We start from the raw sequence: 26650 nt of genomic DNA on the forward strand, positions 1-26650 counted from the left end.
GGTATGGATTCCGGGTTCGCGGACCTGACGGTCCGCGCTCGGAATGAAGGAGTGAGAAACGCTCCCGCTGGGGGCTCTGAAAGGAGAAGCTACCGCTGCGCCGGCACGTAGCTGGGGCCGACATTGCGGATCGGCGTCGACGCGCCGCCGGCCGCGGTGGCGTCGGCCGAGGGGGTCGTCGCGGCGCCCGGCGGGGTTCCGCCGGCCGCCGTCGCCCCGGCCGGCGCCAGGCCGGTCGCCGGCTTACGGGCGGCCGGGATCGGACGGCCTTGCGCGTCGATGCGCGGCTGCGCCATCGCCTTCGACTTCTCCTCGGTGACGACGATGTCGCCGCGCTCCACCGTGGTGTCGGGCGAGACGCCGAGCGCCTGCGCCCAGCTCTGGCCGGGCTTGCGGCACGAGCACGCCTGCTGGTCGAGCGCGGTGCGGTACTTGAAGGCGGTCGGCAGGTCCCGGTAGGAGCGGCCGGCGAGCGACACGGCCTGGCCGATCTCCTCGCCCGGATTGCGGTGGGTGAACAGCTGCACCTCGGCGGCCGGGCACAGCTTCTGGCAGGCCTGCTCGTCGTCGGCGAAGCGCGACGGATTGGTCTGGAACGAGATCGGGAAATAGTAGCCGTCGCAGGTCCGCACGCACAGCGTCCGGTAGGTCGAGGACTGCAGGCCGTCGGGCGAGGGCAGCGCCGGGTTGCTGCCGAACAGCCCGCCGAACAGGCCGCGGTTCTGGTTGGCGGCGGCCTGGTACTGCGGACCGCAATTGTTCTGGGCGAGCGCCGCGATCACGGCCTGCTTCTGGCCTTCCGATTCGCCGCCGCCCTGGATGCGCTGAAGCTCGGCTTGCGAGCGGGTGATGCGGTCGCGCATGTCCTGGATCTGGCCGCCGAGCGGCCTGCACTCGGCCGGCTGGTTGCTGAACAGCGACAGGAACGGGTTGCTCTCGCAGCCGAGCCGGCGCGACTGGGCGATCATGCGGTCGAGGTCGGCGGTCTGCTTGCCGATCGCGTCCTCGTAGCGGCGCGACTGCTCGGCCCGGGCCGGGTCGCCGCCGCCGCGATTGAGCATGCCGAGCTGCGCCTCCAGCCGGGTGCAGACGGGATTCTGGCCGTAGGCCGGCTGCTGGCCGTAGCCCTGCTGAGGATAGCCCTGCTGCTGCGGGTAACCCTGCTGCTGCGGGTAACCCTGCTGCGGATAGGCCGGCGGCGGATAGTTCTGCGCCAGCGCCGTCGCGCCGGCGATCGCCGCGCCGGCGATGCCCGCTCCCAGCCGGCCGAGCCAGCCTGCCCCTCTCACCATTCCGCCCTCGTGCGCACGGCCGTGATCCGGCCTTGTCCCGGGTCCGAGCAGAGCGCCGGAATGGTGTCCAAAGTTTGAACCGGCGGCTTTTCCGGCGGTTCGGAGGGGGCTGCGGCTCAGACGCCGACCGGAACCCCGGTCGCCGGCGTATCGGGCTGAACCTCGGGGCGGGCGCGGTCGAAGGCGGGCAGGGCGAGGCAGGCTGCCTCGACGGCGCAAATCTTCGGAAAGCGGTCGAGCGGCATGGCGATTCGCCGGGCGTTGGCGACCTGCGGCACGAGGCAGATGTCGGCGAGCGTCGGGCTCGCCCCGAAGGTGTAGGGGGCGGGGTCGATCAGCCGCTCGATCGCCTCGAAGCCGGCGCCGATCCAGTGCTTGGACCAGGTGTCGAGCTCGTCCTGGACGTGGCCGAGACGGTGCTTCAGGTAGCGCAGCGCCCCGGTGTTGTTGAGCGGATGGATGTCGGCCGCGATGATCTGGGCGACGGCCCGCACCCGCGCCTTGGCGAGCGGGTCGGCCGGCAGCAGCGGCGGCTCGGGAAAGCGCTCGTCGAGATAATCGATGATGGCGAGCGACTGGAGCAGCACGTCGCCGTCGGGCAGGCCCAGCGCCGGCACCCGCATCTGCGGGTTCACGGCCTTGTAGCGGTCCGAGAGATGCTCTCCGCCGTTCTTCAAAAGATCAACGCCGACAGTCTCGTAGGGCAAGTTCTTGAGATTGAGCGCGATGCGGACGCGATACGCCGCGGAGGAGCGGAAGAACGAGTAGAGGATCACGGCGGCTCTCCGGGGGTGACGAGGGCGGGCCGATAACGGAACGGGCTCGCCGAGAGTGGCCGAGCGCCGCAATGCGCGCAAGCGGGCGGGCCGGCCGGCCCGCGGCGCTGTTCGCGGTTGACGCCGGGGCGGTGCCGCGCGATGGCTCTCGCCCGAAGCGGTGCAGCATATGAAGGCGTCTTTCGTGAGCCAGACCGAGCCGAAGATCACCCCCGAGCTGATCGCCCAGCACGGGCTGAAGCCGGACGAGTACGACCGCATCGTCGCCCTGATCGGCCGCACCCCGACCTTCACGGAGCTCGGCATCTTCTCGGCCATGTGGAACGAGCACTGCTCGTACAAGTCCTCGAAGATCCATCTGAAGACGCTGCCGACGAGCGGGCCGTGGGTGATCCAGGGGCCGGGCGAGAACGCCGGCGTGATCGACATCGGCGACGGGCTCGCCGCCGTGTTCAAGATGGAGAGCCACAACCACCCGAGCTACATCGAGCCCTACCAGGGCGCGACCACCGGGGTGGGCGGCATCCTGCGCGACGTCTTCACCATGGGGGCACGGCCGATCGCCTGCCTGAACGCGCTGTCCTTCGGGGCGCCGAGTCACCCGAAGACGCGCCGCCTCGTCGCCGGCTGCGTCGCCGGCATCGGCGGCTACGGCAACTCGTTCGGGGTGCCGACGGTCGGCGGCTCGGTGCGGTTCCACAAAAGCTACGACGGCAATTGCCTGGTGAACGCCTTCGCGCTCGGCCTCGCCGAGGCCGACAAGATCTTCTACGCGGCCGCCTCCGGCGTCGGCATGCCGATCGTCTATCTCGGCTCCAAGACCGGCCGCGACGGCATGGGCGGCGCCACCATGGCGTCGGCCGAGTTCGACGACGCGGCCGAGGCGAAGCGGCCGACCGTGCAGGTCGGCGACCCGTTCTCCGAGAAGCTGCTGCTCGAGGCGTGCCTGGAGATCATGGCGAAGGGCTGCGTCGTCGCCATCCAGGACATGGGCGCGGCCGGGCTCACCTGCTCGGCGGTCGAGATGGGGGCGAAGGGCGACCTCGGCGTCACGCTCGACCTCGACACGGTGCCGTGCCGCGAGACCGGCATGACGGCCTACGAGATGATGCTCTCGGAGAGCCAGGAGCGCATGCTCATGGTCCTCAAGCCCGAGAAGGAGGCCGAGGCCGAGGCGATCTTCCGCAAATGGGGCCTCGACTTCGCCGTGGTGGGCGAGACCAACCCGTCGAAGCGCTTCGTGGTGAAGCGGAACGGCGTCGTGATGGCCGATCTGCCGATCAAGGAGCTCGGCGACGAGGCGCCGGTCTACGACCGCCCGCATGTCCGCACGCAAAAGCCCGCCGTGATCGACCCGGCCTCGATCGAGCCGGAGACCAGCATTCCGGGCGCGCTCGAGCGGCTGATCGGAACGCCCGACCTGTGCAGCAAGCGCTGGGTGTGGGAGCAGTACGACCACATCATCATGGGCAACACGGTGCAGCGCCCGGGCGGCGACGCCGGCGTGGTGCGGGTGCTGGACGGGCCGAAGGCGCTCGCCATGACCACCGACGTGACGCCGCGCTACTGCGAGGCCGACCCGTTCGAGGGCGGCAAGCAGGCGGTCGCCGAGGCGTGGCGCAACCTCACCGCGGTCGGGGCGCGGCCGCTCGCCGTCACCGACAACCTCAACTTCGGCAATCCCGAGAAGCCCGAGATCATGGGCCAGCTCGTCGATTGCATCGCCGGCATCGGCGAGGCCTGCCGGGCGCTCGACTTCCCGGTCGTCTCGGGGAACGTGTCGCTCTACAACGAGACCAACGGCCGGGCGATCCAGCCGACCCCGACCATCGGCGGCGTCGGCGTGCTCGACGACTTCGCCAAGAGCGCGACCGTCGCCTTCAAGGCGGCCGGCGAGACGATCATGGTGCTCGGCGAGACCACCGGCTGGATCGGCCAGTCGCTGTGGCTGCGGGATCTCTACGGCCGGGAGGAGGGGGCGCCGCCCCCGGTCGACCTCGCGGTCGAGAAGCGCAACGGCGACCTCGTCCGCGCGTTGATCACCGACGGCCTCGTCACCGCCGTCCACGACGTCTCCGACGGTGGCCTGCTGGTCGCGGTCGCCGAGATGGCAATGGCGGGCGGCTGCGGGGCGCAGATCGATTCGGCCGTGTCGGGCGCTGTGCCGGCGCATGCCTACTGGTTCGGCGAGGACCAGGCCCGCTATGTCGTCACGGCGACGGCCGCGGCCGCCGCGACGGTCGAGGCGCGCGCAAAGGCCGCCGGCGTGTCGGTGCAGCGGCTGGGGACCACGGGCGGGCACGCACTTGCGATTTCCGGTGAACGCCCGCTTCAATTACAGGGTCTGACCGAGAGGTTCGAGCATTGGCTGCCCGCCTACATGGCGGGCGGCACGATGTGAGCCGGGATCGTCCAACCGTCCCGAGTGACCGGGACCGCTGCTGCGACCGAAGGGTGCGAAGACCGCCATGCCGATGAATGCGCACGACATCGAGGCCCTGATCAAGCGCCACATCCCGGACGCCGAGGTGACGATCCGGGATCTGGCCGGCGACGGCGATCATTACGCCGCGACCGTGATCTCCGAGGTGTTTCGCGGGAAATCCCGGGTGCAGCAGCACCAGCTCGTCTATCAGGCGCTCAAGGCCGAGATGGGGGGCGCCCTGCACGCGCTGGCGCTGCAGACCTCGGCGCCGCAGAAGGGGTGAGGCGCCACTATCGGTCGTGGGTCAGCCTGGCTGATCGACCAGGCCGCGGCCCGGTGCACGGCCGCGTGTCTCGGACAAGGCGCGTCAGGCCGTCGGCCTGATGCGCCGCAGAACCGGGACCCAGGGGCGTCATCACGGGCGATTTCGAGACAGCAGCGGCAACCGCCGTCTCCGACGCCCTGGGTCCCGGCTCGCGGTGCGTTGCACCGCGTCCGGGACACGAGGATGGTGACTTGGCCCGTCCCTTGCTCCCTCGCCGGTGCGGCGTTCGCCGCATCGGAAAAACCCCCGGAGGTGACATGACTCGGATCGGCTTCGCCGCGGCTGCGGCGCTCGCATGCGTGCTCTCGCTCGGCCAGACGGCAACATCCGCCGTTGCTCAGGACCTCTCGCCCAACGGCGTGAAGACGCTGGCGCCGGCCGGCGGGATCAAGACGACGGGGACGTGGGCGCTCGGCACGCGGGCGGGCGACGTCGTCTACGTCGCCGGCATGCGCGGCATCGACCCGGCCACCAACACGCTCGTCGCCGGCGACGAGGCGCGCATCCGCCAAGCCTTCATGAACATGAAGCTGATCGCCGAATCGGAGGGCGCGACGCTGCGCGACGCGGTGCGGCTGGTCGTCTACGTCACCGACATGTACCGGTTCCGGCCGCTGGTGAACAAGGTCCAGGAGGAGCTTTGGGGGAAGGGGCCGTACCCGCCCCGCACCATCGTCGAGGTCGACCGGTTGAACCAGGACGACATCTGCGAGGTCGAGGGCACGTTCTACGCCCCCGCGAAAAAGTGAACTGAAATCCAACTATCCAATCGTCACAGTCGCGCCGAGGGGCTTGGTGCGCCGGGAGAACTGCGATTACATAGGGCGATAAATCGGGTCCGGTCGCGCTTGGGTGGCCGGCCTCCAGGGACGCGACCATGGGCATCGAGCAATTCATCGAGAACGAGCTGAAGTCGAACGACGTCGTGCTGTTCATGAAGGGAACGCCGCAGTTCCCGATGTGCGGCTTCTCCGGCCAGGTGGTGCAGATCCTCGACTATCTGGGCGTGCCCTACAAGGGCTTGAACGTCCTGGAGAACGACGATCTCCGCCAGGGCATCAAGGACTTCTCCAACTGGCCGACGATCCCGCAGCTCTACGTGAAGGGCGAGTTCGTCGGCGGCTGTGACATCGTCCGCGAGATGTTCCAGGCCAACGAGCTGCAGCAGTTCATGAAGGACAAGGGCATCGACGTGAAGGCGCCGGCGGCGAGCTGAGCCGCGCCGACACGTCGCGCGCAAACCGCGATCTCGCGGGAAAGGCCGGGGCCGACGGGCTCCGGCCTTTTTCGTCGGGAGGCGGGCTGCCGGCCCCGGCGGGCCGTGATCGGTCCCGGCGCGCCGTTCGTATCCGGACATCACCTCGGGAGGCCCCATGCGCGACCACCTGGCCAAGCTGCGCGCCTATGCGACCGTCGACGACCCGCTCGCCGGCGTCGCCGCGACGGTGGCGCTGGTCGTGGTCGGCAATCAGCCCTTCTATCCGCTCTATCTGCATGCCATCGCCGGGTTGGCCGCCTGGCCGGTGTGGCTGACGCTGCTCTCGACGCCGTTCTTCCTGGCCGTGCCGGCGGTGGCGCGTTGGAACTCGTTCACCGGACGGCTGCTGCTGCCGGTGGTCGGAGTCGCCAACACGCTGATCGCCGTGAAGGCGGTCGGCCGCGACAGCGGGCTCGAGCTTTTTCTGGTCCCCTGCGCGCTGCTCGCCGCCGCGCTGGTGCGGCCGCACGAGCGGCTCGTGTCCTTGCCCGTGCTGGCGCTGCCCTTCGTCGCCTATGGCTGGCTCGTCGATCGCCTCGGGCCGCCGCTGGTGAGCTTCCCGGCTGATCAGCAGGCCAGCATGCTGGTCGTGAACGCCATCAGCGTCGGCAGCCTCGTCACCCTGATCGGCGTGCTGGTGTCGCGTCTCGTCGTGCCGTCCGCGGCGGCGCCCGCGGGCCTCTCCGCCGAGGCAGCGGCCGCCCCGACACCGCTCCAGCGGTATTAATACGCCACTCAGATTGGAATCATTGTAAGGATCGTGTAAGGTCGCGAGCGCAGAGTGGAATAATTCCAATCACGCTCCGACTGGACGATTCTGATGCAAAAGCCGACCGATCTCGACCGCCGTCGTCTCCTCAAGACCGCTGCCACCGCGGCCGGTGCCGCCGCCGTCATCGGCGCCGGCGTGACGACTGCGTCCGCCAAGATGGCCCAGAAGGCCGTCGCCTATCAGGACACGCCGAAGGACGGCAAGCAGTGCGACAACTGCACCAACTGGCGTTCGCCGGATGGCTGCGCCACGGTCGACGGCAAGATCAGCCCGACCGCCTGGTGCCGCATCTACGTCGGCAAGAAGTGAGCTCGGGGGCGGGGCAACCCGCCGCCGCGGCAGCTTCACCGAAGGCCGGCCGCGCCCGGTCGCGACATTCGAGGCCGCTCCACCGGAGCGGCCTTCGTCATTGTCCGGGCCATGCGGACCGGCGCGGCGGTGCCGAGCGTCGCCCGAAATGCGAAAGGCCCGCCGTGTAGCGGGCCTTCTTCACGCCAAGACGAAGCTGAGTGGCTCCCCGGGCCGGAGCCGAAAAAACACCGTAACCCGTTAATATAAAACGAAATTTATGTCCCGCTCTGATGCTCGTGCCAACCAATCTACCAACCGGCCGGGATGCTCTGGCCTGTGCATAACCCCGCTCAGCCGGCACCCCTCTCGCCGTCGCTTCGGTCCCCGCGCGCCACAATCCGGAGCGCTTCGTCCGGCAGCGGGCGTTGCAGCGCCAACGCCTCGGGTGCCGGCGCCCGGAGCCACGTGTCGACCTCGTCCTCGGACCGCAGGATCACCGGCATCGCCTTCGGGTGGATCGGCGCCACCGTGGCGTTTGCGTCGGTGGTCAGGAAGGCGAACACGTCGCAGGTGATCTCGCCCTCCTTCGCCTTCCTCACAGACGTCCAGCTCGTCCAGATGCCGGCGAACGCGGCCAGCGGCCGGCTATCGTCGAGCGCGAACCAGACCGGGACCTTCTTCCCCTCGGCCGTAGTCTCGTACTCCGAGAACGACGTGAACGGGACGACGCACCGGGAGCCCTCGCCGAGCCACCGGCGCCAGTGCGGGGACTTGACGTTGCGGACGTTGGTCACGCCCGGGTCTGTGGTTCGGCCCTTCAGGGCGAACACGGGGGACGGCATCCCCCACCGCGCTGTCACCAGCTCCCGTCCGTCAGGCCCGACGCGGACGATCGGCGCGGCGTAGTCCGGGAAGACGCCGGGCATGGGCGGCAAGTTGCCGGCCCGATCGTGGGCGACCCGGAACAGGGCGCGGATCGCAGCTTGCCCCTTCGTGACGGAGTAGAGGTTGCACATCCCGGCAGCCTACGGGCCGGGCGGCGGCTCCGGCAAGGCGGCACCGGGACGTCCGGTCTGCGGCAGGGCGTGCAGCCCAAGCAGGCGCGGCATCGGCGCGTGCGGGCCGCAGCGCGAACAGTGGAGGCCGAGCACCAGGGCGGCGACGGCGCCCTCCGGGTGCCGGTCGAGCCGCCGCAGGTCGACGGCGCCGATCGTCGAGCACGCCGGGCACAGCACTTCCAACCACGGCGTCCCGGCGACCAGGGCGCCGCGGATCGAGGGCGACCAGAGCGGCATGGCCCCGGCCGCCAGCTCGGCGTTCCAGCGGGCGACCAGCTCGCGCGCTTGCTCGCGCCGGGCCGCGTCATCGGCAGCGCCCGCGAGGCGGGCGAGCATGCGGGGTATGCGGTCGCGGACGCCCACAGAGGTTCACCCGATCCGAGAGGCCGGCGAGGGTAGAGACCCGACGACGGTCGGCCAAGCGCCGGAGAGCAACTATGGTAGTATGGCTCGTTCACAACAGAGGCGAGCCATGCGGCACCTTCCTCCTCCCCGCCGCCGGCAGGGCTCTCGGCGGATGCCGAGCGGGAGCCGTCCCGTCGCTGGCCCCCGGTGGGCTCGCGAATTTCGCGAAGCGTGGGATGCGGAGCTTGCCAAGGGCGACGGCGCGTCGATGATCAAGCTCGCCAAGCTGATCGGCAATCTTCCCGACGACTGGCCAGAGGAAGACCAGCCCCCCAAGGAATGAACCTGTGGCGAAGCACCTGCTCGGAGCCGCCCTCTCCCTCGCTCTGGTGTTCGGCATCACATCGTCCGCGGCACAATCGTGCTCCGGATGCGGCTGCCGCGGCGGGCCTGGTTATCGCGACCCGGACGGTCGGTGCGTCGGGTGGAAGGATATCGGCAAGACCTGCGGGAGCCCGCCCACCACCCGCTGCACGGCGGAGGGGCCGAACGTCGGCGCCGACGAGGCCGCAGCGAAAGGCGCAGCCGCGCGCGCCAAGCGGGGCGCGAGATCGCAATGAAGCTCGGCATGCTCCGGCTGTTCGTCGCAGCTCTGCCGGCGATCGCCCCGGCCGCAGCCACCGAGCTGCCGATCGCCGGCCCGGCCCGCGTGGTCGACGGCGACACCATCGTTGTCGGCCGCGAGCACGTCCGGCTTGAAGGGATCGACGCGCCCGAGAAAGACCAGAGCTGCCGACGTGCGGGGAAGAGCTGGCCGTGTGGCACCCTCGCCACCAGCGCCTTACGATCGCTGATCCGGGACCGGCCGGTGTCCTGCACCGTGGTGGGGCGCGACCGATACGGGCGAGCCCTGGGGGTCTGCACGGCCGGCGGTGCAGAGGTGAATGCCGGAATGGTGAGGGCCGGGTTCGCCCTCGCGTTCCGGCGCTACTCCGACCGCTACGTGCCAGAGGAGGACGTGGCTAAGGCGAAGCGGGCCGGGATGTGGTCGGGCGAATTCGTTGAGCCATGGGAGCACCGCCGGATCGCCCGTGGTGCTACGCCAGAACCGGTCCGACCACCTCCGACCACCGACCCAATCTCACGGCCGACCCCGCCTTCCGGTGCATCGGCAGGCTTGGAGCAGCCCGCTCCGGGTTGCGAGATCAAGGGCAACGTGAACCGAAACGGCGAGCGCATTTTCCACCTCCCTGGAATGGTCGATTACGACAAGGTCGTGATGACGCCCGCGAAGGGGAAGCGGTGGTTCTGTTTGGAACAGGACGCTATCCGAGCCGGCTGGCGCCGGTCGAAGCGATAACCTTACGCTATGTCGCTGACATGTAGGGTAGATGAAAAACTTACTCGACCTTCGTCGAAAAATATAGCGTAATGGGCCAAGCGTCTGAAGTGCGAAAGCAGTATTTTGGCTACCAATAGGTGATTGCCTCCAGTTAGCCGATAAATCACATCGTATTCCAACGCGAGGAGGCTGCAAAGCGGCTCGCTGAGTTGCTTGATGTGTGCTGCTATTGGGCTATTGTTATCGTAACGGGCGTCTGCTCGCCGCAAAAGTTTAGCACTAGAGAGATATTTATGGAGGATATTGTAGCTATCTCTGAGGTCCTCGTAATTGTTAATAAAATTCGTGTAGGACAGTGAAACCTCACTTAGGACTTCGCCTACGCCACGAACGTCGACAAATCCGGGAGACTGCTTGACAATTGCTCCCATTGACAGGCGCTCATCCAAGCTTAGTAGCCCCTTCAGGTCTCCATAAAAGTGCACGTAATTAAATCCGCTGTGTAACGAGTTGCGTCCGAATGCGTCGATCAAGATCTTTCTTTGATCATCTGTCGTCTCCTCTGAGGAGAATTTCTGCATTCCCAGAAAAAAAGAATAAAGATCGTATATCCGCGCGAAGAAAAGCGAAAGTTCGGAAGGTTCCCAGGACCCGTCGATCGAGTACTTCTTCGTCTGCAGAACTGCCGTGGGTAACTCCTCAGGCGCGCAGGTGTGAGCCCGCGCGAAAAAACCATGAGAGGGTAGAAAGCTTTCATTTTGACGTTCTTCGGACGTAGCCGATTTGAGAGGCACGTTACCGTCGCTATCCGCTGCTCCAAGGTCGATGAAATACCATTTTCGCCAGCGTGGATGGAGAAAAAGGTACCGGAGGTCTACGTACTCCCTTCGATAGCGCTCCCATTGTGCAGCTGAAATCTCTGCGCCGAAAAAAGGATGAACCATATCAGGGCGTTCGATCGCCACCGCAATAATTTTGGCGTCATTCCCGTGGTCCAGCAGTATGACTTGAGGCTCATCCAAATAGACGAGCGTATATAAAAGCTGGGCGTGCGGCTTATCGCTTCGTTTGCCCGGCTGTTTCATAGTGGATACACATCTATAATGGTCGGCGAGAAGTTTGAGAATCTCCAGAAAGAGATATGGTTCCCTTCGCGTTGTGTATATCCACAGTCAGCGGTTATCTGGACTTTTGCTACATAATTATATTTTCTTTTAACTTTGGGGAGTGCTTTGTAATCGCCGGTTGAGCTAAGCCATAGCGAGCAAGCAGCCCACTTGCACGGCGACACGCCGTAAGGGGGCGGCTTTTCGGAGGCGAAGGAGTTGAAGTCGTTGTCACCTGGAGGGTTTGATTGAACATACCTCCAAACTTCATCGTACCCACGACGGATAGCGCTGGAGGGAGGACAGGGTCCAAACTCCTGAGGCAGCGCTTCTTTGAAAACGAGATCTGTGACGGTCGACCCGGGCATGTACTGCTGATTATCGCAAGATTGTCGGAGTGGCAATTGTGGAGTAGGCCGAGGCACGCAGAAATTGTGTCTGCACCGGCTGATCGCCGGTAGCGCCAAGAGACGTTCCTACAGAACTGGCTTTTCACCGGGCGGCGGAAGGCGGTCTACGAGGACGTGCACCCGGAGACGAAGCCAACGAAGGAAGGCGGGCCGGGCCGGGCAGGGCGAAGGCAACTCGTCGCAGAGTTTGCGACGATACGCCCCCCGACCGCTTCACGAAGGACGCCGCCCGGCAGACCGGCCGATCCGAGCGGGCGGTCCAGCAGGACGCGACGCGCGCGAAGGCTCTCGGCGAGGTGCTGCACGTCTGCCGCATCGAAGAGCCGGTCGCTGGTCTGACAGACACCCACTTGGGTCGATCTGCGACGGTATTTTGTGCGTCCGAGTTTTAAAAAAACGAGAAATTATAACACTTTAGACAACGCGATATCTGTCCTTTCGTTAAGGGGACGGATTTGTCGATTGCCGTGCGCGCTGTACCTTTGTCGTCCATTCCGTCCCATCTGAGAGGCTGTAAAGATGAACATGACGAGTACACCGGTCACGCTTCTGACAGTCCACGAGGCGCGCCAGCGCCTCAGGATCAGCCGCTCGTCGATCTACAAGCTGATCGGGCAGGGTGCCTTCGAGACCGTGAAGCTCGGGAAAGCGCGCCGCGTCGTGGAGGCGAGCCTCGACAACTATCTCCGCCGCCAGATCGAAGGTGGCAAGGCGGCGTAACGAAAACGGCCGGCCACCCGGGCAAGGTGGCCAGCCGTGACTTCTATGCCGGCGGATCGGCATCCTTCAGATAACCGACCCGCTGGTGATCTTCAAGCTCACATAGCCAGCGCGACGTCTGCGCCAACTCCGCGGGAGCATGACCGCGGGTGCACCCGCCGGAGGGCACCGGCTGAAGGGCGACGAGTGGTCGCCCAGGAGAGGGCGCCGGCTCGCGCCGACCCTCAGGTAGTCGTGCTGTTGGCGGATCAGCGGCGCGATGTTCCCGCGCTGATAAGCAGAGCGTAAAGGCCGACAGCACAACCCCGGCCTACCTCCATTGAGGTGCTCTGATCCGCCTGTCTGCGACGTCCTCGGCTCCGGCCGTCACGTGGCTGATAGCTCGCCCTCAGAGGCGAAGCTGTCAGCTCAGAACCTCTCTCCAACCGTCACGAACTGTTCCTCTCCGATTACCCAACAGGAACGGCGAGCGGCGCGAAATCGGCGTCGCGCCGGGACGCGACGAGGGACAAGGACAGGGACATAGGGACAAGAAATTCTGTCCCGTCCCGAAAAGCCAATCTCAACAGATCAACTTCTGGCTCGATCAGGCGAGAGGCTCACGGGCAAACGTCAAACTGGAGGTTTCGAATATGATCAACATGACGACCAGCGACGCTCACGCGTCGGCTCAGTCCTGATCGGGTCGAGCATGCGAAGCATCCGAGTGCAGGTCCTTGATGCCGCCGGCAACGTAGTTGAACAGCTGCGACGGTATGGCGACGCAGAGAAGCGCCGGCTGGTCGCGGTCGAGTTGACCAACGAGCCGGATCAGTCGAACCGTGCCATCGCGGCCCGTCTCGCCGTCGCTCGCAACTTCGTCCAGGACATACGCGATCGCCTGGAACGAGCCGGCACCATTCCGCGACTTGAGAAGACCGAAGGGCGGGACGGCATCCGGCGCCCGCTGCACCAGCGGCAGCAGCATCAGAAGCGCGTCGAGCCCCAGCCTGTCCCGTCTGGGTACTCCGTCCCCCGAGGCACGCCCCGCCCGCCGCCGCCCCGGACCGGGAGCGGTGCCCGGAAGTGACCCCGTCCGCTCCCGTGGTCTCCATCATAGATGATGCCACGGCGCCGCCAACGCCACCGCTGTTGTGCCCCAGCGGGCGGGACGGTGTCGAGTGGCCCGGCGCGGTCGAGTTGACCTGCGGCGCCCGTGGCGCCGTCTCGCCTGGGGCGGGCGAGCTGCCGCGAGGCCGTGGCCGGCGGCTGCCCGAGACCCTCGCCGCGCTCGCCGCCCGGGACGATCTGATCAGGACGGCTCGGGAGAAATTCTGGCCGGATGCAACCGAACGCGAGGCGGCGACGCAGATCGCCGCCGGCATCGCTCGATACGCGGCGAGCGCGTGGGTGCGCGAACGCCTCGCCGATCAGGTGCCGACCCGGCACGCGGGGCGGCCCGCTGCGATCTGGTGGAAGGTGTTGAGCATTCGTGATCACGTCCCTTCGCCGGAGACGGTCCGTCGCGCGTTGCGGCGTGGTGTTTTCGTGAACCGGAGGGCCCTCCATAGTTATGATCAGCTCAACGACGTGGAGACCTCAAAATGACCGACGCTCCCTCCGGCGTCTTCGTCGCGGAAGTGGCCGCCGGCCGCCGGCCCGGCGAGCGCCCCGACCCGATCGACCTGCTCCCGCCGCTCGCCGCCGAACGCCTCCGGGCGTTCCGTGTCGCTGCCGCCGACGCGCGCGCCGCCGCTCACCACCATGGCGACCGGCTCGCCGACCTTCGCGACCAGCGCCGCGAAGCGGAGCGCGAGCTGGCGCGGCTGCGCCACTATCCCGGAGTGCGACCGTCTGAAGACGACCAGCGCGTCAAGGCGTTGAATGCCTCCATGGAGCGGGCCGCGGCGGAGATCGCCGAGCTTGCCGTGGTTCACGCCACTCGCGCGGACAAGGCGGCGGCGGTGTCGGGCCTTGTCCACCGGGTGGAGAGCTGGCTGAAGGAACTGCCGCACTCGGCGATTGTCTCCGACGCGATCTCGGCCCCGCCCGTGGTGCCGAAGAAGAGCAGCGTCCTCGACATGATCGAAGCGCGTCGCCGCCGCGTCCGCGAACTGACGGCGGATCGGCGGCGCGTGGAGGCAGCGCCGGTGCCGAGCGCAATCGTGAAAGCGCGCATGGTGGCCGAGATCAGCCGCATCGCCGAGGCGGGTGCGCCGGACGTGTCGGGGGCGATCGAGGGGGGCGAGCTGGTCCGATGGCCGACCGGAACCGTGCACGTCGGGATCGCGGGTGCCGGCGTCGGCTCGACCACCGTTCACGACGCGCTCGCCGTTGTGGCGTGGCTCCACCGCGACGCACTCGTGAAGAAGCTCTGCAACGAGGTCGACGCGATCGCCGACGACGCGAACGCCCTCAACGACGCCGAGCGCGCCGACCAGCTCGCGCAGATCGAGCGCGACGTGCTCGTTGCCGAACGGGAAGAGGTCGCCCTGGTCGAGCTGGCGGCCGAGCAGGGCACGCCGATCGCGCACCGCTCCGACGTCGCCGTGCCGGCGCTGCTCGGCATCGTCGTCACCAACGGGGAGGAGAACTGATGCCCTCGCCCTCGATCACCGCGTGGCCGGCGGCGCTCGCGGCGCGGCCGCTCCTCGTCTACGAGCCGCACGCCCTGGAAATCCGGGAGGCGTACCTGGAGGCCGAGAGCACCGCGGCCGCGCCGCAGGCGGCGGCCGGCGCCGGAAACGGCACGAGCGGCCCGCGCTATGCCGTCCAGAACGGTGTGGCGGTGATCCCGATCCGTGGCGCGCTGCTCTCCGGCGGCGACTACATGGGCAGCGCCCGCTTCACGTCCTACGACGCGATCGCGAAGGAGGTGCGCCGGGCGACGCTCGATCCGCAGGTTCGCAGCATCGTGACGGCGATCAACTCGCCGGGCGGGACCGTGGACGGCATCCTCGGCGCCGCCGGCGCGATCCGCGAGGCCCGCGCCGCCGGCAAGCCTGTGGTAGCGCACGTCACCAGCATGGCGGCCTCGGCCGGCTACTGGCTCGCGGCGCAGAGCGACGAGATCGTGCTCGGCGACGAGCTGGCCCTGGTCGGCTCGATCGGCGTCTACACGATGCACCTGGACCTGTCGAAGCTGCTCCAGGACTTCGGGCTCAACGTCTCCCTGATCCACGCCGGCCGCCACAAGGTCGACGGGCACCCCTTCGGCCCCCTGCCGCATGACGTGCGCGGCCGCATCCAGGCCAGCGTGGACGATCTCCGATCGGTCTTCGCGCACGAGGTCGCCGCCGGGCGGCCGAAGCTCTCGGTCGAGCAGGCGCTCGCCACCGAGGCCAGCGTCTTCCACGCCTACGCCAACCCGCGGACCGGCGACCGCGAGGCCATCACCAAGCTGCTCGCCGATCGTGTCGCATCGCTCGACACGGTGATCAGTTCGATGCAGTCCAGCGCGGCCAAGACGCACAAGGTGAGCCTGATGCACAACGACACGACGATCGCCGGGCACCGCGACCGGATCGCGGCCGGCTGGCGGCGCGCGGTCGCCGAGGCGAACGCCGGCCTCGGCCTGGAGACGGCTGCCGCCGACGAGAAGATCATGCCCCCGTCCGGCCGGGCCGGGTGGGCGCGCGCCGTCGCCGAGGCGAACCGCGAACTGGTCGCCCGCCACGGCTTCTCCGATGCGGTCAGCACGGTGCCGGCCGGCCCGGTGAGCGGGAACTCGTCGGGCTGGGCCAAGGCGATCGCCGCCGCGAACAGCGGCCAGCATCCCGGAGCGATCCGCAACGGTGGTGCGGTCTCTCCCGGAAGCGGTGCGTGAAGATGGAGACCAGCAATCCCGACCGGCAGCCCGCGGCTCCGGCTGGGGTGCGCCGCCGCAGGGCCGGTTCGCTTCATTCCTCGGGCGGGCAGATGCAAGCGGCGACGCGCGAGAGGGGGCCGGGCGGGCGGGCGACGCCCGGCCCCTTCGACTTCAGAACGTGCCGAGCGCGGCCGCAGAACCCGAGCACTGACACGCTCGGCAGCGCGCCGGTCAGGTCGACTAGGCCCCTCTGCCTCGCAACCGCCCGCCGCTCCGTCTCGCCGATCTCGGAGAGGGCGACCATTGCCGTCGCGTCGGCGCGGTGTGGGGGGTGGACCGCATCCCTTCCCGGGGCTCTGCCGCGGTCGGTGGCGCGCTCGCGCGCGCCGGGCAGGAACATGAAGGCGCATCGCATGAAGGCGGCCAGAGGGCACGCGAGGGCGCTGATGGGGTGGGCGGGGGTCTAGGGACCGTCTGCCGGAAGGGCAGGCCCGCGGTGCGCGCGCAGCCCGGGAAACGAACGTATCTGGCCTTCTGATATCTGCGGTTCCGTTGCGGGGTGGCATGAAGATGCCGATGAAGTCAAAGGCTCCGGTCCTGGTGATGAGCGCAACCGGGCTTGGAGAGCTGTGGGGCGTGACGCGGCAGGCGGTCGCGAAGCTGACCGATGCCGGGGTGATCCGTCGCCGGCCCGATGGCAGCTACGATGCCGCCGACGCGACGCGCTCCTACGTCTCGCACCTGAAGCGCCCCGGCTCGCGCGCAACCGTGAGCGCGGCGCATTCCGAGCTGCGGCGCCAGCAGGCGGAAATGGTTCGCTTGAAGCTCGCGCGCATGAAGGGGCAGCTCGTCGACCTCGACGAGTACGAAGAGACGATTGACGCCCTGTGCGGTCTCTTCGTGGCCGAGATCGAGGCGTGGCCCGCGCGTATCGGCGGCCGCGACCTCGTGCTGCGCAGGAAGATTGAGGAGGCCGTCCGGGACACGAGGGAGCGCCTCGCTGCTGCCGCTGCCGAGATGGGCCGAACGGCGGAACAGAAGGTGGTGGATGATGCCTGATCCTGATCACATTCGCCGGGAGGCGTGGGCCGTCGTCGGCCGCGCCTTCCGCCAGCTTGCCGACAAGATGCAGGCCGAGCGGGCGGCCCTGGACGCCGCGCCGCCGGTCGACCGTCTGTTCGCGCTCCACACGCCGCCGCCCGAGCATGCCGTCACGGTCGAGATCAACATTGGGGGCGACGTGTCGCGCACCTTCATGATCGCCGCGCCGAGCACGGAGGACGGTCTATTCTGGGTCGCCGTCGCGCATCGCGATCCGCACGGCGCCGCCCTCGCCGGGAACGAGACGCCGGTGAGCTGGTCGGCTGTAGCGGCCGAGGCTGAACGGCTCGCCGAGTGCGATCTAGAGTGGCCGCGTGCCGAGTGGGCGGTGACGGCGCATCCGCCGATGCGGACGAATGTCTGGACCCGTGGTCTGGTCGACGCGCACCACGTCGGCGCCGAGGAAGTGATCAGAAGGGGGCTGTAGAATGGCCGCACGAAGCGCAGAGATCGTAATCAAGCTCATCGACCAAGCGTCCGGCCCGGCCAAGAACATTGCGGCCGCACTGCGCGGGATTGAGGGCGCGGCGAAGTCCGTGAACGGCGCCATGGTCGGCCGGCGGGGGCTCGGCGCCGGTGCCCCGCGCGACGGCATGCTGATGCCCATGGCGCCCAACCTTCGAATGATGCTCGGCGGGATCGGCGGCTACGCGCTCGGGCGACAGGTCACGCAGGGGTTCCGCGATCATGCGGACCTTGACCGCCTGTGGACCCGGCTCGGCATCACGGCCGAAGCGTCCGCCGACAAAGTGGCGAGCGCGCGCCGTCAGGTTCACGCGCTGGCCGCCGAGTACGGGGTCGCGCAGGCCGAAGCGACGAAGGGGCTCGACGCGCTGGTGACGCAAGGGCTCAGCCTTTCTGACGCCGTGGCGCTGATGCGTCCGATCGTGAAGACGGCACAGGCGTCCGGCGCGGCGGTCGACGACGTGGCGAAGACATCGGGTGCGATGGCGTCGAACCTGAAAATCTCGGCTGCGGAGATGCAAACGGCGTTCGATCGCATGGCGTACGCAGGCAAGGCGGGCCAGTTCGAGCTGAAGGACATGGCGCAGTTCATGCCGTCGCTCGCGTCCGCGTGGAACAACGTCGGACAGACCGGCGTCGAAAGCCTGAGCGACCTGTTTTCGGCACTTCAGATCGTGCGGAAGCAGACGGGAAACTCGGAACAGGCGTTCAACGGTGTTCGTGATCTGCTCTCCAAAATCTACTCGAAGGACGTTCAGAAAAATTTCAAAGAGGCTGGCGTCGATCTCGAAGAGGGGCTGAAAAAGGGCCAGCGGGAGGGGCGCCAGCTCTTCGATGTGATCGCCGAGCTGACCGAGAAGGCGGTCAAGGGCGACCTGTCGCAGCTCCCGAAGTTCTTCGGCGAGATCGACAGCCGCAACGCGGTCTCGGCGATCATTCGCTTCCGGCAAGAGCGCGAGAAGCTGAGGAACGACATCAAGACGAAGGCGCTCGGCACCGTCGACCGTGACGTGGTGAAGGTGACGAACGACGCTGCGGCTGCGGTTCAGCGTCTGTCGGATAGCTGGACGCTGGCATGGGCTGCGATGGGCCGATCGCTGGACGCGGCCGGCGTGTCGAGCCTCTTGGAAGGCGTCGCCTCGCGGCTCAACGTCGTGTCGGATGCGCTCAACAAGATCGCGACGCCGGAGGGGCGTGCCGAAGCGGACCGCGACCTGTGGCGCCAGCATGCGCAGCAGACGGCGGAGTACCGCGCTCGCTCCGCCGAGGAAAACGTGCGCCGGGTCGAGGAACGCCTTGCCGCAGCCGAACGTGATCAGAAGGCGGGCCGCCCGTTCGCGCGGTGGACCGCCGACCGCCTCCGCGGCCAGCTCGAAACGGCCCGCATCGAACGCGAGCGCGCCCGCCTCGATCTTGAAGCGATCCGGCTGCGCCAGCACGAGCCCGTCGTCACGAAGCAGGACGAAGCGTTGCAGGCCCGCCGCGACGCCCTGGAAAAGTGGAGGTCTCGCGTCCCGGGGCTCGGTAAGTCGAAGGTGACGCCGGCCACGCCGCTGCCGCCGGCCATCCCTCCGATGGGCTTCGACGACAGCACGCCGGCCCCTGGCGGTGGCCGCCCTGGTGTACGTCCGGCGCAGCCCTTCACGGGCACGACGCCGACCGCCGTCCCGCGCCCTGGTGTCTCGCCGGCCGAACCGCTGCGGCAGTCGGAAGAGATCAAGCAGAAGGCGTCCGACGCCGGCACGGCGATCGACCAGCTCGGCACCAAGAGCGCGACGCCGGAGGTCCGCGTGGTCGGGCTGGACGAGACCCTTCAGAAGTTGGAAGCGGTCCACGCGAAGTTGAACGCGCTCGCCGGCATGCGCGCCTCGCCGGTGGTCGCCCCCCGCATCGCGCCGGCTCCGGCGTCGCTGTCCGGCGGCGGCGGGGGTGCGCCGCGCGCCGCGGGCACGCGGACGGCCCACAACAGCTACAGCGACTATCCGCGGCGCGTCTGATCACGAAGGCGAGCGGGTTTAGAGAGGCCCGGCCCTGGACACCATGCCAGCTCGTCGTCATATTGGTGGTGCGCTGCCTCGCGGCGCATCCTCACGAGCCGGACAGCACGGATGCACTGCTGCCGGCCGTGAGACCTTTAGGGTGAGGTTGGCGCCGAAAAAAAACTCCGACAGCCCTCTGGACGAGCAGCCAAACCGCAACCATGTCTCTGGCCACGGCGTCGCGCGCACTGCCCAGCTACAGCGTTAGCCACAGCGACGAACCGATATCTGTATCCTTCCATTCCGATCGAGACCCGCCGTCGTCAGACGTGCGAGGTGCGCTATTTGACGTCAATTTCTCGAAGATGGAGATGCAGAAGTGACGACGATCATTGTTGAAAGTCATCAAGCTGAACTGGCCCTGAGGAACATGGGTAAGTTGATCAGGTTGCGAGGGTATGATCGCCAAACGGGCCACACAACGTATGTTGAAGGCAGCGTGCAAGCGATCACCGTTCCGCACGGACACTGGCCAAGTGGTTGGTTCCAAGTCTCACTTCGTCAACTTCACGGTCCCTTTGAGCAGTGAGCTGGAGCCGCGGCCGTCTGAATGGCGGTCGCGTCACGGGCCACCGCCGTCCGCGAGCGCCCGGTCTTCTTCGCCGTGTCGTTCACGAAGGCGTCGGCCTCCTTCAAAGTCCCAACTTGGGATTTTGATCGCTTCTCGGCCGACCGGCGATCACCACCAGCCTTCGTCTCCGGGTGCTTCGCCTCGTAGACCTTCTTCCGCTCTGCGGTGAGGAGGGCGCGTTCGGACGGGCCGGTCTCGCCGCGGATCAGGTTCTCGTCCCGCCTTCGTCGCCGGGTGCGCCGCCTGAAAAAGAAACACCCGGCCTGTGAGGGCCGGGTGCCGAGCGCGGCGGTGCTTCGGGATGATCAGGCCCTCGGCGATGCGAAGGCGGCCGGACGGTAGCGCCGACCGCGTGCGCGGGCAACCCGATCAGTTCGCGGGAAACAGCTTCGCCACATCCTCGCGGATCGAGGCGGCGATCTCGGCGTAGGGGAAGCCGGGTGCCGGCGAGACATCGTAGGTCGCCGAAAAATCCGCGAGCAAGAAGAGCTTGGCCGCCAGATCGGAGATGCTCCCGGCAGGTGCCTTCAGGACCTCGTTGCGGACCTGATTGCTGTAGTCGACGAGCAACTCGAATGCCTGGTCCGGGATCGCGTCGGACTGTGCCGCGGCCAGCGCGGCCTCTGCGGCTTCGTGGGCCTTCAGGATCGTGCTGAAGGGCGAGCCGGCGTCGCTGGTGGTCGCGGGTGTGGTAGACGTGCCTGCGGTGGTCATTGGTTCGTTCCTGTGCTGGTGGCCATCACGCCCGTCCGACGGTTCGCGCGATCGGACGGGCACCGCGTCGCCGGGCCGGCCACGGAGCCTGGAGACGTCGCGCTCAGGCTTCCGCCGCCGCAGCGGTGTGCCGGAATGCCACGACCTTGCGATTACTCCGAAGCTCGTCGAGGTGGTCCGCGTACCACTGCACCATGTTGACACGCTCGGGCCAATGCTCGCCCCTGTGATAAGCGGCGCGCACCTTGTCGCGCGGAACGTGGGCGAGTTGCCGCTCAATCGCGTCCGGGCTCCACAATCCGCTCTCGTTGAGGATCGTGCTGGCGGTCGAGCGCATGCCGTGAGCGCTCACCTCGCTCCGTTGGTAGCCGAGCCGGAGGAGGGCGGTCGTCAGTGTGTTCTCGGAAATCGGCCGGTCGCGGCTGACCGTCGAGGGGAAGAGCAGGCGGCCATTGCCGGTCAGGACGCGCAGCTCCTTCAATACGGCGAGGGCTTGCCGGCTGAGAGGGACCCTGTGCGGGAGCCGGCGCTTCATCTTCGCCGCGGGAATACTCCAGACGGAGCCGTCGATCTCGGGCCACTCCGCGTACCGCGCCTCGCCCGGGCGGACCATCGTTAGGATCATGAAGTGGAGGGCGAGGCGGGTCACCGCCTGCCCGGAGTATCCGTCGATTGCACGGAGTAGGGCGCCGACGCCCGTGGCGTCGGTGATTGCCGCCCGGTGGTCCGAGGTGGGGGAGGTCAGGGCGCCCCTGAGGTCGGCGGCCGGGTCGCGGCCGCACAGCCCCGAGGCAATGCCGAACCGGAAGACGCGCGAGGCGGTGTTTCGCATTCGGGCCACCGTCTCCAAGTGTCCGCGGGCCTCGATGCGGCGAAGGACCTCCAGCAGCTCCGGAGGTTCGATCTCGGCTATCGGCCGGGAGCCCAAAGCTGTGGACAACTCGCGGACCAGCCACTCGGCGCGTTCGACCGTGCCCGGGGCCTTGCGTTCCCCCTTCACCTTCCTGGTGAGCCAATCGGCCGCGACCTCCCGGAAGGTCGGGGCGGCGGCGGCCTGCTTCTCCTGGCGGCGGCTCTCGGCCGGGTCGACGCCATCAGCCAACAGCCGCCTAGCCGCTTCGCGCCGACTGCGGGCCTCCGCCAGCCCGACAAGCGTCTCAGAGGGCGTCCCGGCCGTGCAGTAGGCCCCGAGGGCAAGCCCCTTCTGTCGGCCAGCGAAGCGGTATGCGAGGCGCCAAAGCTTGGCGCCCGTAGGCGCAACGAGGAGGTACAGCCCCCCGCCATCCGAGAGCTTGTAGGGCCGAGGGCGGGGCTTGGCGGAGCGGATGGCTGTGTCGCTGAGGGGCATTTCGGGAACCCTTGTTGGTACCGAAGCCGGTCCCAGGGGCGCCCGCCGCGTCGGTACCAACGCCGGTACCAACAGAACTAGGAGATGTCGGCGGACGGTCCGAGACCGCCACAGCCGAAAATAGTGCCAAATTTCAGTGATTTCGCCAAATCGGGGACGTCGGGAGACGGTACCGAACGTCCAGAAACAGCTGAGTGGCTCCCCGGGCCGGATTCGAACCAGCGACCAACCGGTTAACAGCCGGTTGCTCTACCGCTGAGCTACCGGGGAACACGCACCTCACGGCTCAGGCAGGGGGCGTATAACAAAACCTCGGGGCGATTGCCAACCCGAATTCGTCGGCTGTGAACGATCTCGCGCACGGACGATGTCCGGGGGCGGGACGCCGAGGCAGGGATACGGACCGGGGCGCTGCCGCCGATGCGGACGAGCGCCCTCGGTCGAACAACCGTTCAGCGCTTCTTCCAGCCGTGCACGGCGACGCGCGGCAGATCCTCGCGGGTCAGGCCGATCGCGGACAGCTCGCGGTCCGTCTTGGTTTCCAGGGCCTTGTAGCGCGACACCAGCTCCAGTCCTTCGCTGACGGCCGCCGCGACGTCGCGCAGGAACGCGACGACACCATGCCGGGCGCCATGCCCGGCCGAATACGTGATCGACATCGTCTCACCTTATGAAATCTTCGTGCGGTTGATATAGCTCGGGTTTTCGCCTGATCCCAGCGGAATTGCTGCATGGCAGCATAACGCTGCCGCATGGCCCGGGACGGCGATGTTATCGGCGAATTAACCGAAGCGTGTGTCGGCGGCGCTCGCTCGCGGAGGGTGAGCCCGCGTCGATCGTTCCCGCTGCGGCGCCGAGGCGGCGCAAGTCGTGCGAACGAATCGATCGCGCGGTTTCGCGGGCGCCGCGCGCGCAGACGCAACGCGGCCGGACGAGGGAACGCGGATCGATGAAGCAGAGTGATCTGGAGGCGAAGAGAGATGAGTGGAGGCCACGGCCGGAATTGAACCGGCGTACACGGTTTTGCAGACCGTTGCGTAACCACTCCGCCACGTGGCCTTCGGGCGACCCGCCGCAGAGCGTCAGCCGCACCGCCGCGCCCGGCGAGCCGGACTCGGCGGGCGCATGTTTAGCCGCTCGGGCCGAACATGCAACCGCAATCGCGAGCCGGCCGGCGCTCGCGCCGCGCAGGGGGCCAGACGCGCCGCCCGGGGGACCGCGAACACGCACCCGCGGCCGCGGCGACGCGGCACCGGCGCCCCCGCGGCGCTGCCTTGGAGCGATTCCGATCTCGCCCTTGACCGTGACGGCGAGGGCGGGCCACACTCCGTAAAATTCCAGATACGTCGATGCGCGGTTCGGTGCCTCCGGGGCGCCGGCGGCCGCATCGGTCCGGGAGCGCGTCGGAGGTGCCATGCCTGTCGTGTCGATGACCGTGAACGGCAAGCCCGTGCAGGCCGAGGTCGATACCCGCACCCTTCTGGTGCAGTTCCTGCGCGAGACGCTGCGGCTGACCGGCACGCATGTCGGCTGCGACACCTCGCAGTGCGGCGCCTGCGTCGTCCATGTCGACGGCCTCGCGGTGAAGAGCTGCACCATGCTGGCCGTCCAGGCCGAGGGCGCCGAGGTCTTGACCATCGAGGGCGTCGCGACCGGCGACACGCTGCATCCGATGCAGGAGGCGTTCCGCCAGAATCACGGGCTCCAGTGCGGCTACTGCACGCCCGGGATGATCATGACGGCGCTCGATATCGTCCGCCGCAAGGGACACGACCTCGACGATCGCACCATCCGCGAGGAGCTCGAGGGCAATCTCTGCCGCTGCACCGGCTACCACAACATCGTCAAGTCGATCGCCGCCGGCGCCCGCGCCATGGCGGACGGTGATTCCCCGCGCCAGCAAGCGGCCGAGTAGCCGCCCCGGCGCGTTTCACATCGCGTCGCCGGCGAAGGCTGCCGGAGAGCGGCCGCCCGGCGACGAGGACGCTCACGGGAGGACGCGCATGAGCGGGACCGGACAGAAGCCGAGCGGCAGCAGCGCCACCGGAATCGGCGCCCCCGTGCGCCGCAAGGAGGACTTCCGCTTCGTCACCGGCAACGGCCGCTACACGGCCGACATCGACCGGCCGGGGCAGGCGATCCTGCACTTCCTGCGCTCGACCCATGCGCATGCCCGCATCGTCCGCATCCAGGCCGGTCACGCCTCGCGGCTGCCCGGCGTGCTCGCCGTGATCACGGGCCAGGACCTCGCCGCCGACAAGCTCGGGCCGCTGGTGTGCGGCTGGATGATCCACTCGACCGACGGCTCGCCGATGAAGATGGCGCCACATCCGGCCCTGCCGGTGGACCGGGTGCGCTATGTCGGCGAGCCCGTGGTGGCGATCGTCGCGCAGACGCTGGAGCAGGCGCGCGACGCCGCCGAGGCGGTCGTCATCGACTACGAGGAGCTGCCCGCCGTGGTCGACCCGGCGGCGGCGCAGCGCGACGGCGCGCCGGAGCTGCACGAGGTCGCGCCGAGGAACACGATCTTCCACTGGCAGCTCGGTGACGCCGCGGCGACCAGCGACGCCTTCGCGCGCGCCGCCAGCGTGACCAGCATCGACCTCGTCAACAACCGGCTGGTGCCGAACGCCATCGAGCCGCGCGGCGCGCTCGCCGAATGGGACCCGGGCAGCGACAGCTTCACGCTGTGGAACACGTCGCAGAACCCGCACGTCGCGCGCCTCGTGCTCTCCGCCTTCATCGGCGTCGCGCCCGAGCACCGGCTGCGCGTCGTCGCCCCCGATGTCGGCGGCGGCTTCGGCTCGAAGATCTTCATCTATGCCGAGGAGGTGGTGGCGCTCGCCGCAGCCAAGCGCGTGCGCCGGCCGGTGCGCTGGATCTGCGACCGCTCGGAGGCCTTCGTGGCCGACGCGCATGGTCGTGATCACGTCACCCACGCCCAGATGGCGTTCGACCGCGACGGGAAGATCCTGGGCCTGCGGGTGCGGACGATCGCCAATCTCGGCGCCTACATGTCGACCTTCTCGTCGTCGATCCCGACCTATCTGTACGCGACGCTGCTGTCCGGCCAGTACGCGATTCCGGCGATCCACTGCACGGTCGATGCCGTCTACACCAACACGGTGCCGGTCGACGCCTATCGCGGGGCGGGGCGCCCCGAGGCGACCTATGTGATCGAGCGGCTGATGGAGGTCTCGGCCCGACGGCTTCGCATGGACCCGGCGGAGCTGCGTCGGAAGAACTTCGTCCAGAAGTTCCCGCATCAGACGCCGGTGATCATGAGCTACGACTGCGGCGACTACGCCGCCTCGCTCGACAAGGCCCTTCAGCTCGCCGACTACGCGGGCTTCGGCGCCCGCAAGCGCGAGTCTGAGGCGCGCGGAAAGCTGCGCGGCATCGGCTTCTCGGCCTATATCGAGGCGTGCGGCATCGCGCCGAGCCAGGCGGTCGGCTCGCTCGGGGCGGGCGTGGGCCTGTGGGAATCGGCCGAGGTGCGGGTCAACCCGACCGGCACCGTGGAGGTGCTGACCGGCAGCCACAGCCACGGGCAGGGCCACGAGACGACCTTCGCGCAGCTCGTGTCGGACCGCCTCGGCATCCCGATCGACAATGTGTCGATCGTCCACGGCGACACCGACAAGGTGCAGTTCGGCATGGGCACCTACGGCTCGCGCTCCGGCGCGGTCGGCATGTCGGCGATCGTCAAGGCGCTCGACAAGGTCGAGGCCAAGGCCAAGAAGGTCGCGGCCCACATGCTGGAGGCGGCCGAGACCGACATCGTCTTCGAGGACGGCGCCTTCAAGGTCGCCGGCACCGACAAGGCGGCGACGTTCGGCGAGGTGGCGCTCAACGCCTACATCGCGCACAAGTTCTCCGGCGCCGAGCTGGAGCCGGGCCTGAAGGAGGGCGCCTTCTACGATCCGGTGAACTTCACGTTCCCGGCCGGCTGCCATGTCTGCGAGGTGGAGATCGACCCGGAAACCGGGCGCGTGAGCGTCGAGCGGTTCACGGCGGTCGACGACTTCGGCAACGTCATCAACCCGATGATCGTCGAGGGCCAGGTCCATGGCGGGATCGCGCAGGGGATCGGCCAGGCCCTGATGGAGCAGGCCGTCTACGACGAGTCCGGGCAGCTCGTCACCGGCTCCTACAACGACTATGTGATGCCGCGCGCCATGGACCTGCCGGCGCTCGTCGTCGACACCACGGTGACGCCGTGCCCCGGCAATCCGCTTGGTATAAAGGGTTGCGGCGAGGCGGGCGCCATCGCGGCGCCGGCCGCCGTGATGAACGCCGTCACGGACGCGCTCGGCACCGAGGACGTGCCGATGCCGGCGAGCGCGCTGACGGTGTGGCGCGCGCTGCAACGCCGCCCACGCGCCCAGGCGGCGGAGTAGGGGCTCGCGACTGCCGGCGCCTGGTGAGGCGCCGGTGTTCCCTCTCCCCGCATGCGGGGAGAGGTGAAAGACGAGATCGCCGCGAGGCGAAACGTGGAGAGGACG

General features: G+C 68.1%; 26 protein-coding genes and 2 tRNA genes. 17 read left to right on the plus strand and 11 right to left on the minus strand.

The window, feature by feature from the left end; translation table 11 throughout:
* Positions 1 to 89: 89 nt before the first annotated feature.
* Together ABTU92_RS18895 and maiA are read right to left on the minus strand one after the other, a co-directional pair.
* The gene (locus ABTU92_RS18895; RefSeq protein WP_408093187.1) at positions 90 to 1292 is read right to left on the minus strand and encodes a DUF2865 domain-containing protein; all 1203 of its coding nucleotides are present in this window, start codon (positions 1290 to 1292) and stop codon (positions 90 to 92) included.
* 116 nt (positions 1293 to 1408) lie between these two features.
* Complete coding sequence (maiA, locus tag ABTU92_RS18900; protein ID WP_408093188.1) at positions 1409 to 2068, minus strand: maleylacetoacetate isomerase; 660 nt, start codon at positions 2066 to 2068, stop codon at positions 1409 to 1411.
* 184 nt (positions 2069 to 2252) lie between these two features.
* Between maiA and purL the strand changes: the two genes are divergently transcribed.
* The 6 genes from purL to ABTU92_RS18930 all read left to right on the plus strand — a co-directional run bounded on the left by purL (position 2253) and on the right by ABTU92_RS18930 (position 7157).
* Complete coding sequence (gene purL, locus ABTU92_RS18905; RefSeq protein WP_408093235.1) at positions 2253 to 4469, plus strand: phosphoribosylformylglycinamidine synthase subunit PurL; 2217 nt, start codon at positions 2253 to 2255, stop codon at positions 4467 to 4469.
* A 67-nt stretch (positions 4470 to 4536) separates the two neighbouring features.
* Positions 4537 to 4776 carry a BolA family protein gene (locus tag ABTU92_RS18910; protein WP_408093189.1) on the plus strand — a complete coding sequence of 80 codons (240 nt, stop codon included), beginning with the start codon at positions 4537 to 4539 and terminating at the stop codon, positions 4774 to 4776.
* A gap of 299 nt (positions 4777 to 5075) precedes the next feature.
* On the plus strand, positions 5076 to 5567 hold the full coding sequence (locus tag ABTU92_RS18915) for a RidA family protein (protein WP_408093190.1): 492 nt from the start codon (positions 5076 to 5078) through the stop codon (positions 5565 to 5567).
* A gap of 128 nt (positions 5568 to 5695) precedes the next feature.
* Positions 5696 to 6034, plus strand: coding sequence for a Grx4 family monothiol glutaredoxin (gene grxD / locus ABTU92_RS18920; protein WP_408093191.1), 339 nt, complete (start codon positions 5696 to 5698; stop codon positions 6032 to 6034).
* A gap of 157 nt (positions 6035 to 6191) precedes the next feature.
* Positions 6192 to 6803, plus strand: a complete 612-nt coding sequence (locus ABTU92_RS18925) for a hypothetical protein (RefSeq protein ID WP_408093192.1) — start codon at positions 6192 to 6194, stop codon at positions 6801 to 6803.
* 93 nt (positions 6804 to 6896) lie between these two features.
* Positions 6897 to 7157, plus strand: coding sequence for a high potential iron sulfur protein (locus ABTU92_RS18930; RefSeq protein WP_408093193.1), 261 nt, complete (start codon positions 6897 to 6899; stop codon positions 7155 to 7157).
* 332 nt (positions 7158 to 7489) lie between these two features.
* On the opposite strand, the gene ABTU92_RS18935 is transcribed toward ABTU92_RS18930, so the two are convergent.
* Together ABTU92_RS18935 and ABTU92_RS18940 are read right to left on the minus strand one after the other, a co-directional pair.
* The gene (locus ABTU92_RS18935) at positions 7490 to 8155 is read right to left on the minus strand and encodes an SOS response-associated peptidase (RefSeq protein WP_408093194.1); all 666 of its coding nucleotides are present in this window, start codon (positions 8153 to 8155) and stop codon (positions 7490 to 7492) included.
* 9 nt (positions 8156 to 8164) lie between these two features.
* Positions 8165 to 8533, minus strand: coding sequence for a hypothetical protein (locus ABTU92_RS18940; protein WP_408093195.1), 369 nt, complete (start codon positions 8531 to 8533; stop codon positions 8165 to 8167).
* Between the two features lie 181 nt (positions 8534 to 8714).
* Here ABTU92_RS18940 and ABTU92_RS18945 point away from each other — a divergent pair, with 181 nt between their 5' ends.
* On the plus strand, positions 8715 to 8885 hold the full coding sequence (locus ABTU92_RS18945; protein WP_408093196.1) for a hypothetical protein: 171 nt from the start codon (positions 8715 to 8717) through the stop codon (positions 8883 to 8885).
* Between the two features lie 273 nt (positions 8886 to 9158).
* A complete protein-coding gene (locus ABTU92_RS18950; protein WP_408093197.1) occupies positions 9159 to 9902 on the plus strand; it encodes a thermonuclease family protein in 744 nt (247 codons plus the stop codon).
* A 2-nt stretch (positions 9903 to 9904) separates the two neighbouring features.
* Here ABTU92_RS18950 and ABTU92_RS18955 read toward each other — a convergent pair whose 3' ends face one another.
* Positions 9905 to 10969: a hypothetical protein gene (locus ABTU92_RS18955; protein ID WP_408093198.1), complete on the minus strand. Its 1065-nt coding sequence runs from the start codon at positions 10967 to 10969 to the stop codon at positions 9905 to 9907.
* A 956-nt stretch (positions 10970 to 11925) separates the two neighbouring features.
* Between ABTU92_RS18955 and ABTU92_RS18960 the strand changes: the two genes are divergently transcribed.
* A complete protein-coding gene (locus ABTU92_RS18960; RefSeq protein WP_408093199.1) occupies positions 11926 to 12120 on the plus strand; it encodes a helix-turn-helix transcriptional regulator in 195 nt (64 codons plus the stop codon).
* A gap of 670 nt (positions 12121 to 12790) precedes the next feature.
* On the opposite strand, the gene ABTU92_RS18965 is transcribed toward ABTU92_RS18960, so the two are convergent.
* Entirely contained in the window at positions 12791 to 13087 is a 297-nt protein-coding gene (locus ABTU92_RS18965; protein WP_408093200.1) for a hypothetical protein, read from the minus strand.
* A 116-nt stretch (positions 13088 to 13203) separates the two neighbouring features.
* Here ABTU92_RS18965 and ABTU92_RS18970 point away from each other — a divergent pair, with 116 nt between their 5' ends.
* The 6 genes from ABTU92_RS18970 to ABTU92_RS18995 all read left to right on the plus strand — a co-directional run bounded on the left by ABTU92_RS18970 (position 13204) and on the right by ABTU92_RS18995 (position 19470).
* Complete coding sequence (locus ABTU92_RS18970) at positions 13204 to 13707, plus strand: hypothetical protein (protein WP_408093201.1); 504 nt, start codon at positions 13204 to 13206, stop codon at positions 13705 to 13707.
* A 32-nt stretch (positions 13708 to 13739) separates the two neighbouring features.
* Entirely contained in the window at positions 13740 to 14696 is a 957-nt protein-coding gene (locus ABTU92_RS18975) for a hypothetical protein (protein ID WP_408093202.1), read from the plus strand.
* Positions 14696 to 15925, plus strand: a complete 1230-nt coding sequence (locus tag ABTU92_RS18980; protein WP_408093203.1) for a S49 family peptidase — start codon at positions 14696 to 14698, stop codon at positions 15923 to 15925. Before ABTU92_RS18975 ends, ABTU92_RS18980 begins: the two co-directional genes overlap by 1 nt.
* Before the next feature lie 546 nt (positions 15926 to 16471).
* A complete protein-coding gene (locus ABTU92_RS18985; RefSeq protein ID WP_408093204.1) occupies positions 16472 to 16966 on the plus strand; it encodes a hypothetical protein in 495 nt (164 codons plus the stop codon).
* A complete protein-coding gene (locus tag ABTU92_RS18990; RefSeq protein WP_408093205.1) occupies positions 16956 to 17435 on the plus strand; it encodes a hypothetical protein in 480 nt (159 codons plus the stop codon). Before ABTU92_RS18985 ends, ABTU92_RS18990 begins: the two co-directional genes overlap by 11 nt.
* 1 nt (position 17436) lies before the next feature.
* Positions 17437 to 19470 (plus strand): phage tail tape measure protein, encoded by a 2034-nt coding sequence (locus ABTU92_RS18995; RefSeq protein ID WP_408093206.1) that lies wholly within the window; start codon positions 17437 to 17439, stop codon positions 19468 to 19470.
* Positions 19471 to 20452: 982 nt separating this feature from the next.
* On the opposite strand, the gene ABTU92_RS19000 is transcribed toward ABTU92_RS18995, so the two are convergent.
* The 5 genes from ABTU92_RS19000 to ABTU92_RS19020 form a co-directional block, all read right to left on the minus strand.
* Positions 20453 to 20797 (minus strand): hypothetical protein, encoded by a 345-nt coding sequence (locus ABTU92_RS19000; RefSeq protein WP_408093207.1) that lies wholly within the window; start codon positions 20795 to 20797, stop codon positions 20453 to 20455.
* Between the two features lie 103 nt (positions 20798 to 20900).
* Complete coding sequence (locus ABTU92_RS19005) at positions 20901 to 22145, minus strand: tyrosine-type recombinase/integrase (protein ID WP_408093208.1); 1245 nt, start codon at positions 22143 to 22145, stop codon at positions 20901 to 20903.
* Positions 22146 to 22340: 195 nt separating this feature from the next.
* Positions 22341 to 22415 (minus strand) — tRNA-Asn (locus ABTU92_RS19010).
* 182 nt (positions 22416 to 22597) lie between these two features.
* A complete protein-coding gene (locus ABTU92_RS19015; protein WP_408093209.1) occupies positions 22598 to 22804 on the minus strand; it encodes a hypothetical protein in 207 nt (68 codons plus the stop codon).
* 326 nt (positions 22805 to 23130) lie between these two features.
* Positions 23131 to 23204: transfer RNA gene (locus ABTU92_RS19020), tRNA-Cys, on the minus strand.
* A gap of 355 nt (positions 23205 to 23559) precedes the next feature.
* Between ABTU92_RS19020 and ABTU92_RS19025 the strand changes: the two genes are divergently transcribed.
* Positions 23560 to 24060: a (2Fe-2S)-binding protein gene (locus tag ABTU92_RS19025; protein ID WP_408093210.1), complete on the plus strand. Its 501-nt coding sequence runs from the start codon at positions 23560 to 23562 to the stop codon at positions 24058 to 24060.
* An 88-nt stretch (positions 24061 to 24148) separates the two neighbouring features.
* Positions 24149 to 26545: a xanthine dehydrogenase family protein molybdopterin-binding subunit gene (locus tag ABTU92_RS19030; RefSeq protein ID WP_408093211.1), complete on the plus strand. Its 2397-nt coding sequence runs from the start codon at positions 24149 to 24151 to the stop codon at positions 26543 to 26545.
* Positions 26546 to 26650: the final 105 nt, after the last annotated feature.

It is taken from the genome of Rhodoplanes sp. SY1 (genome assembly GCF_046000175.1).
Lineage (GTDB): Bacteria > Pseudomonadota > Alphaproteobacteria > Rhizobiales > Xanthobacteraceae > Rhodoplanes.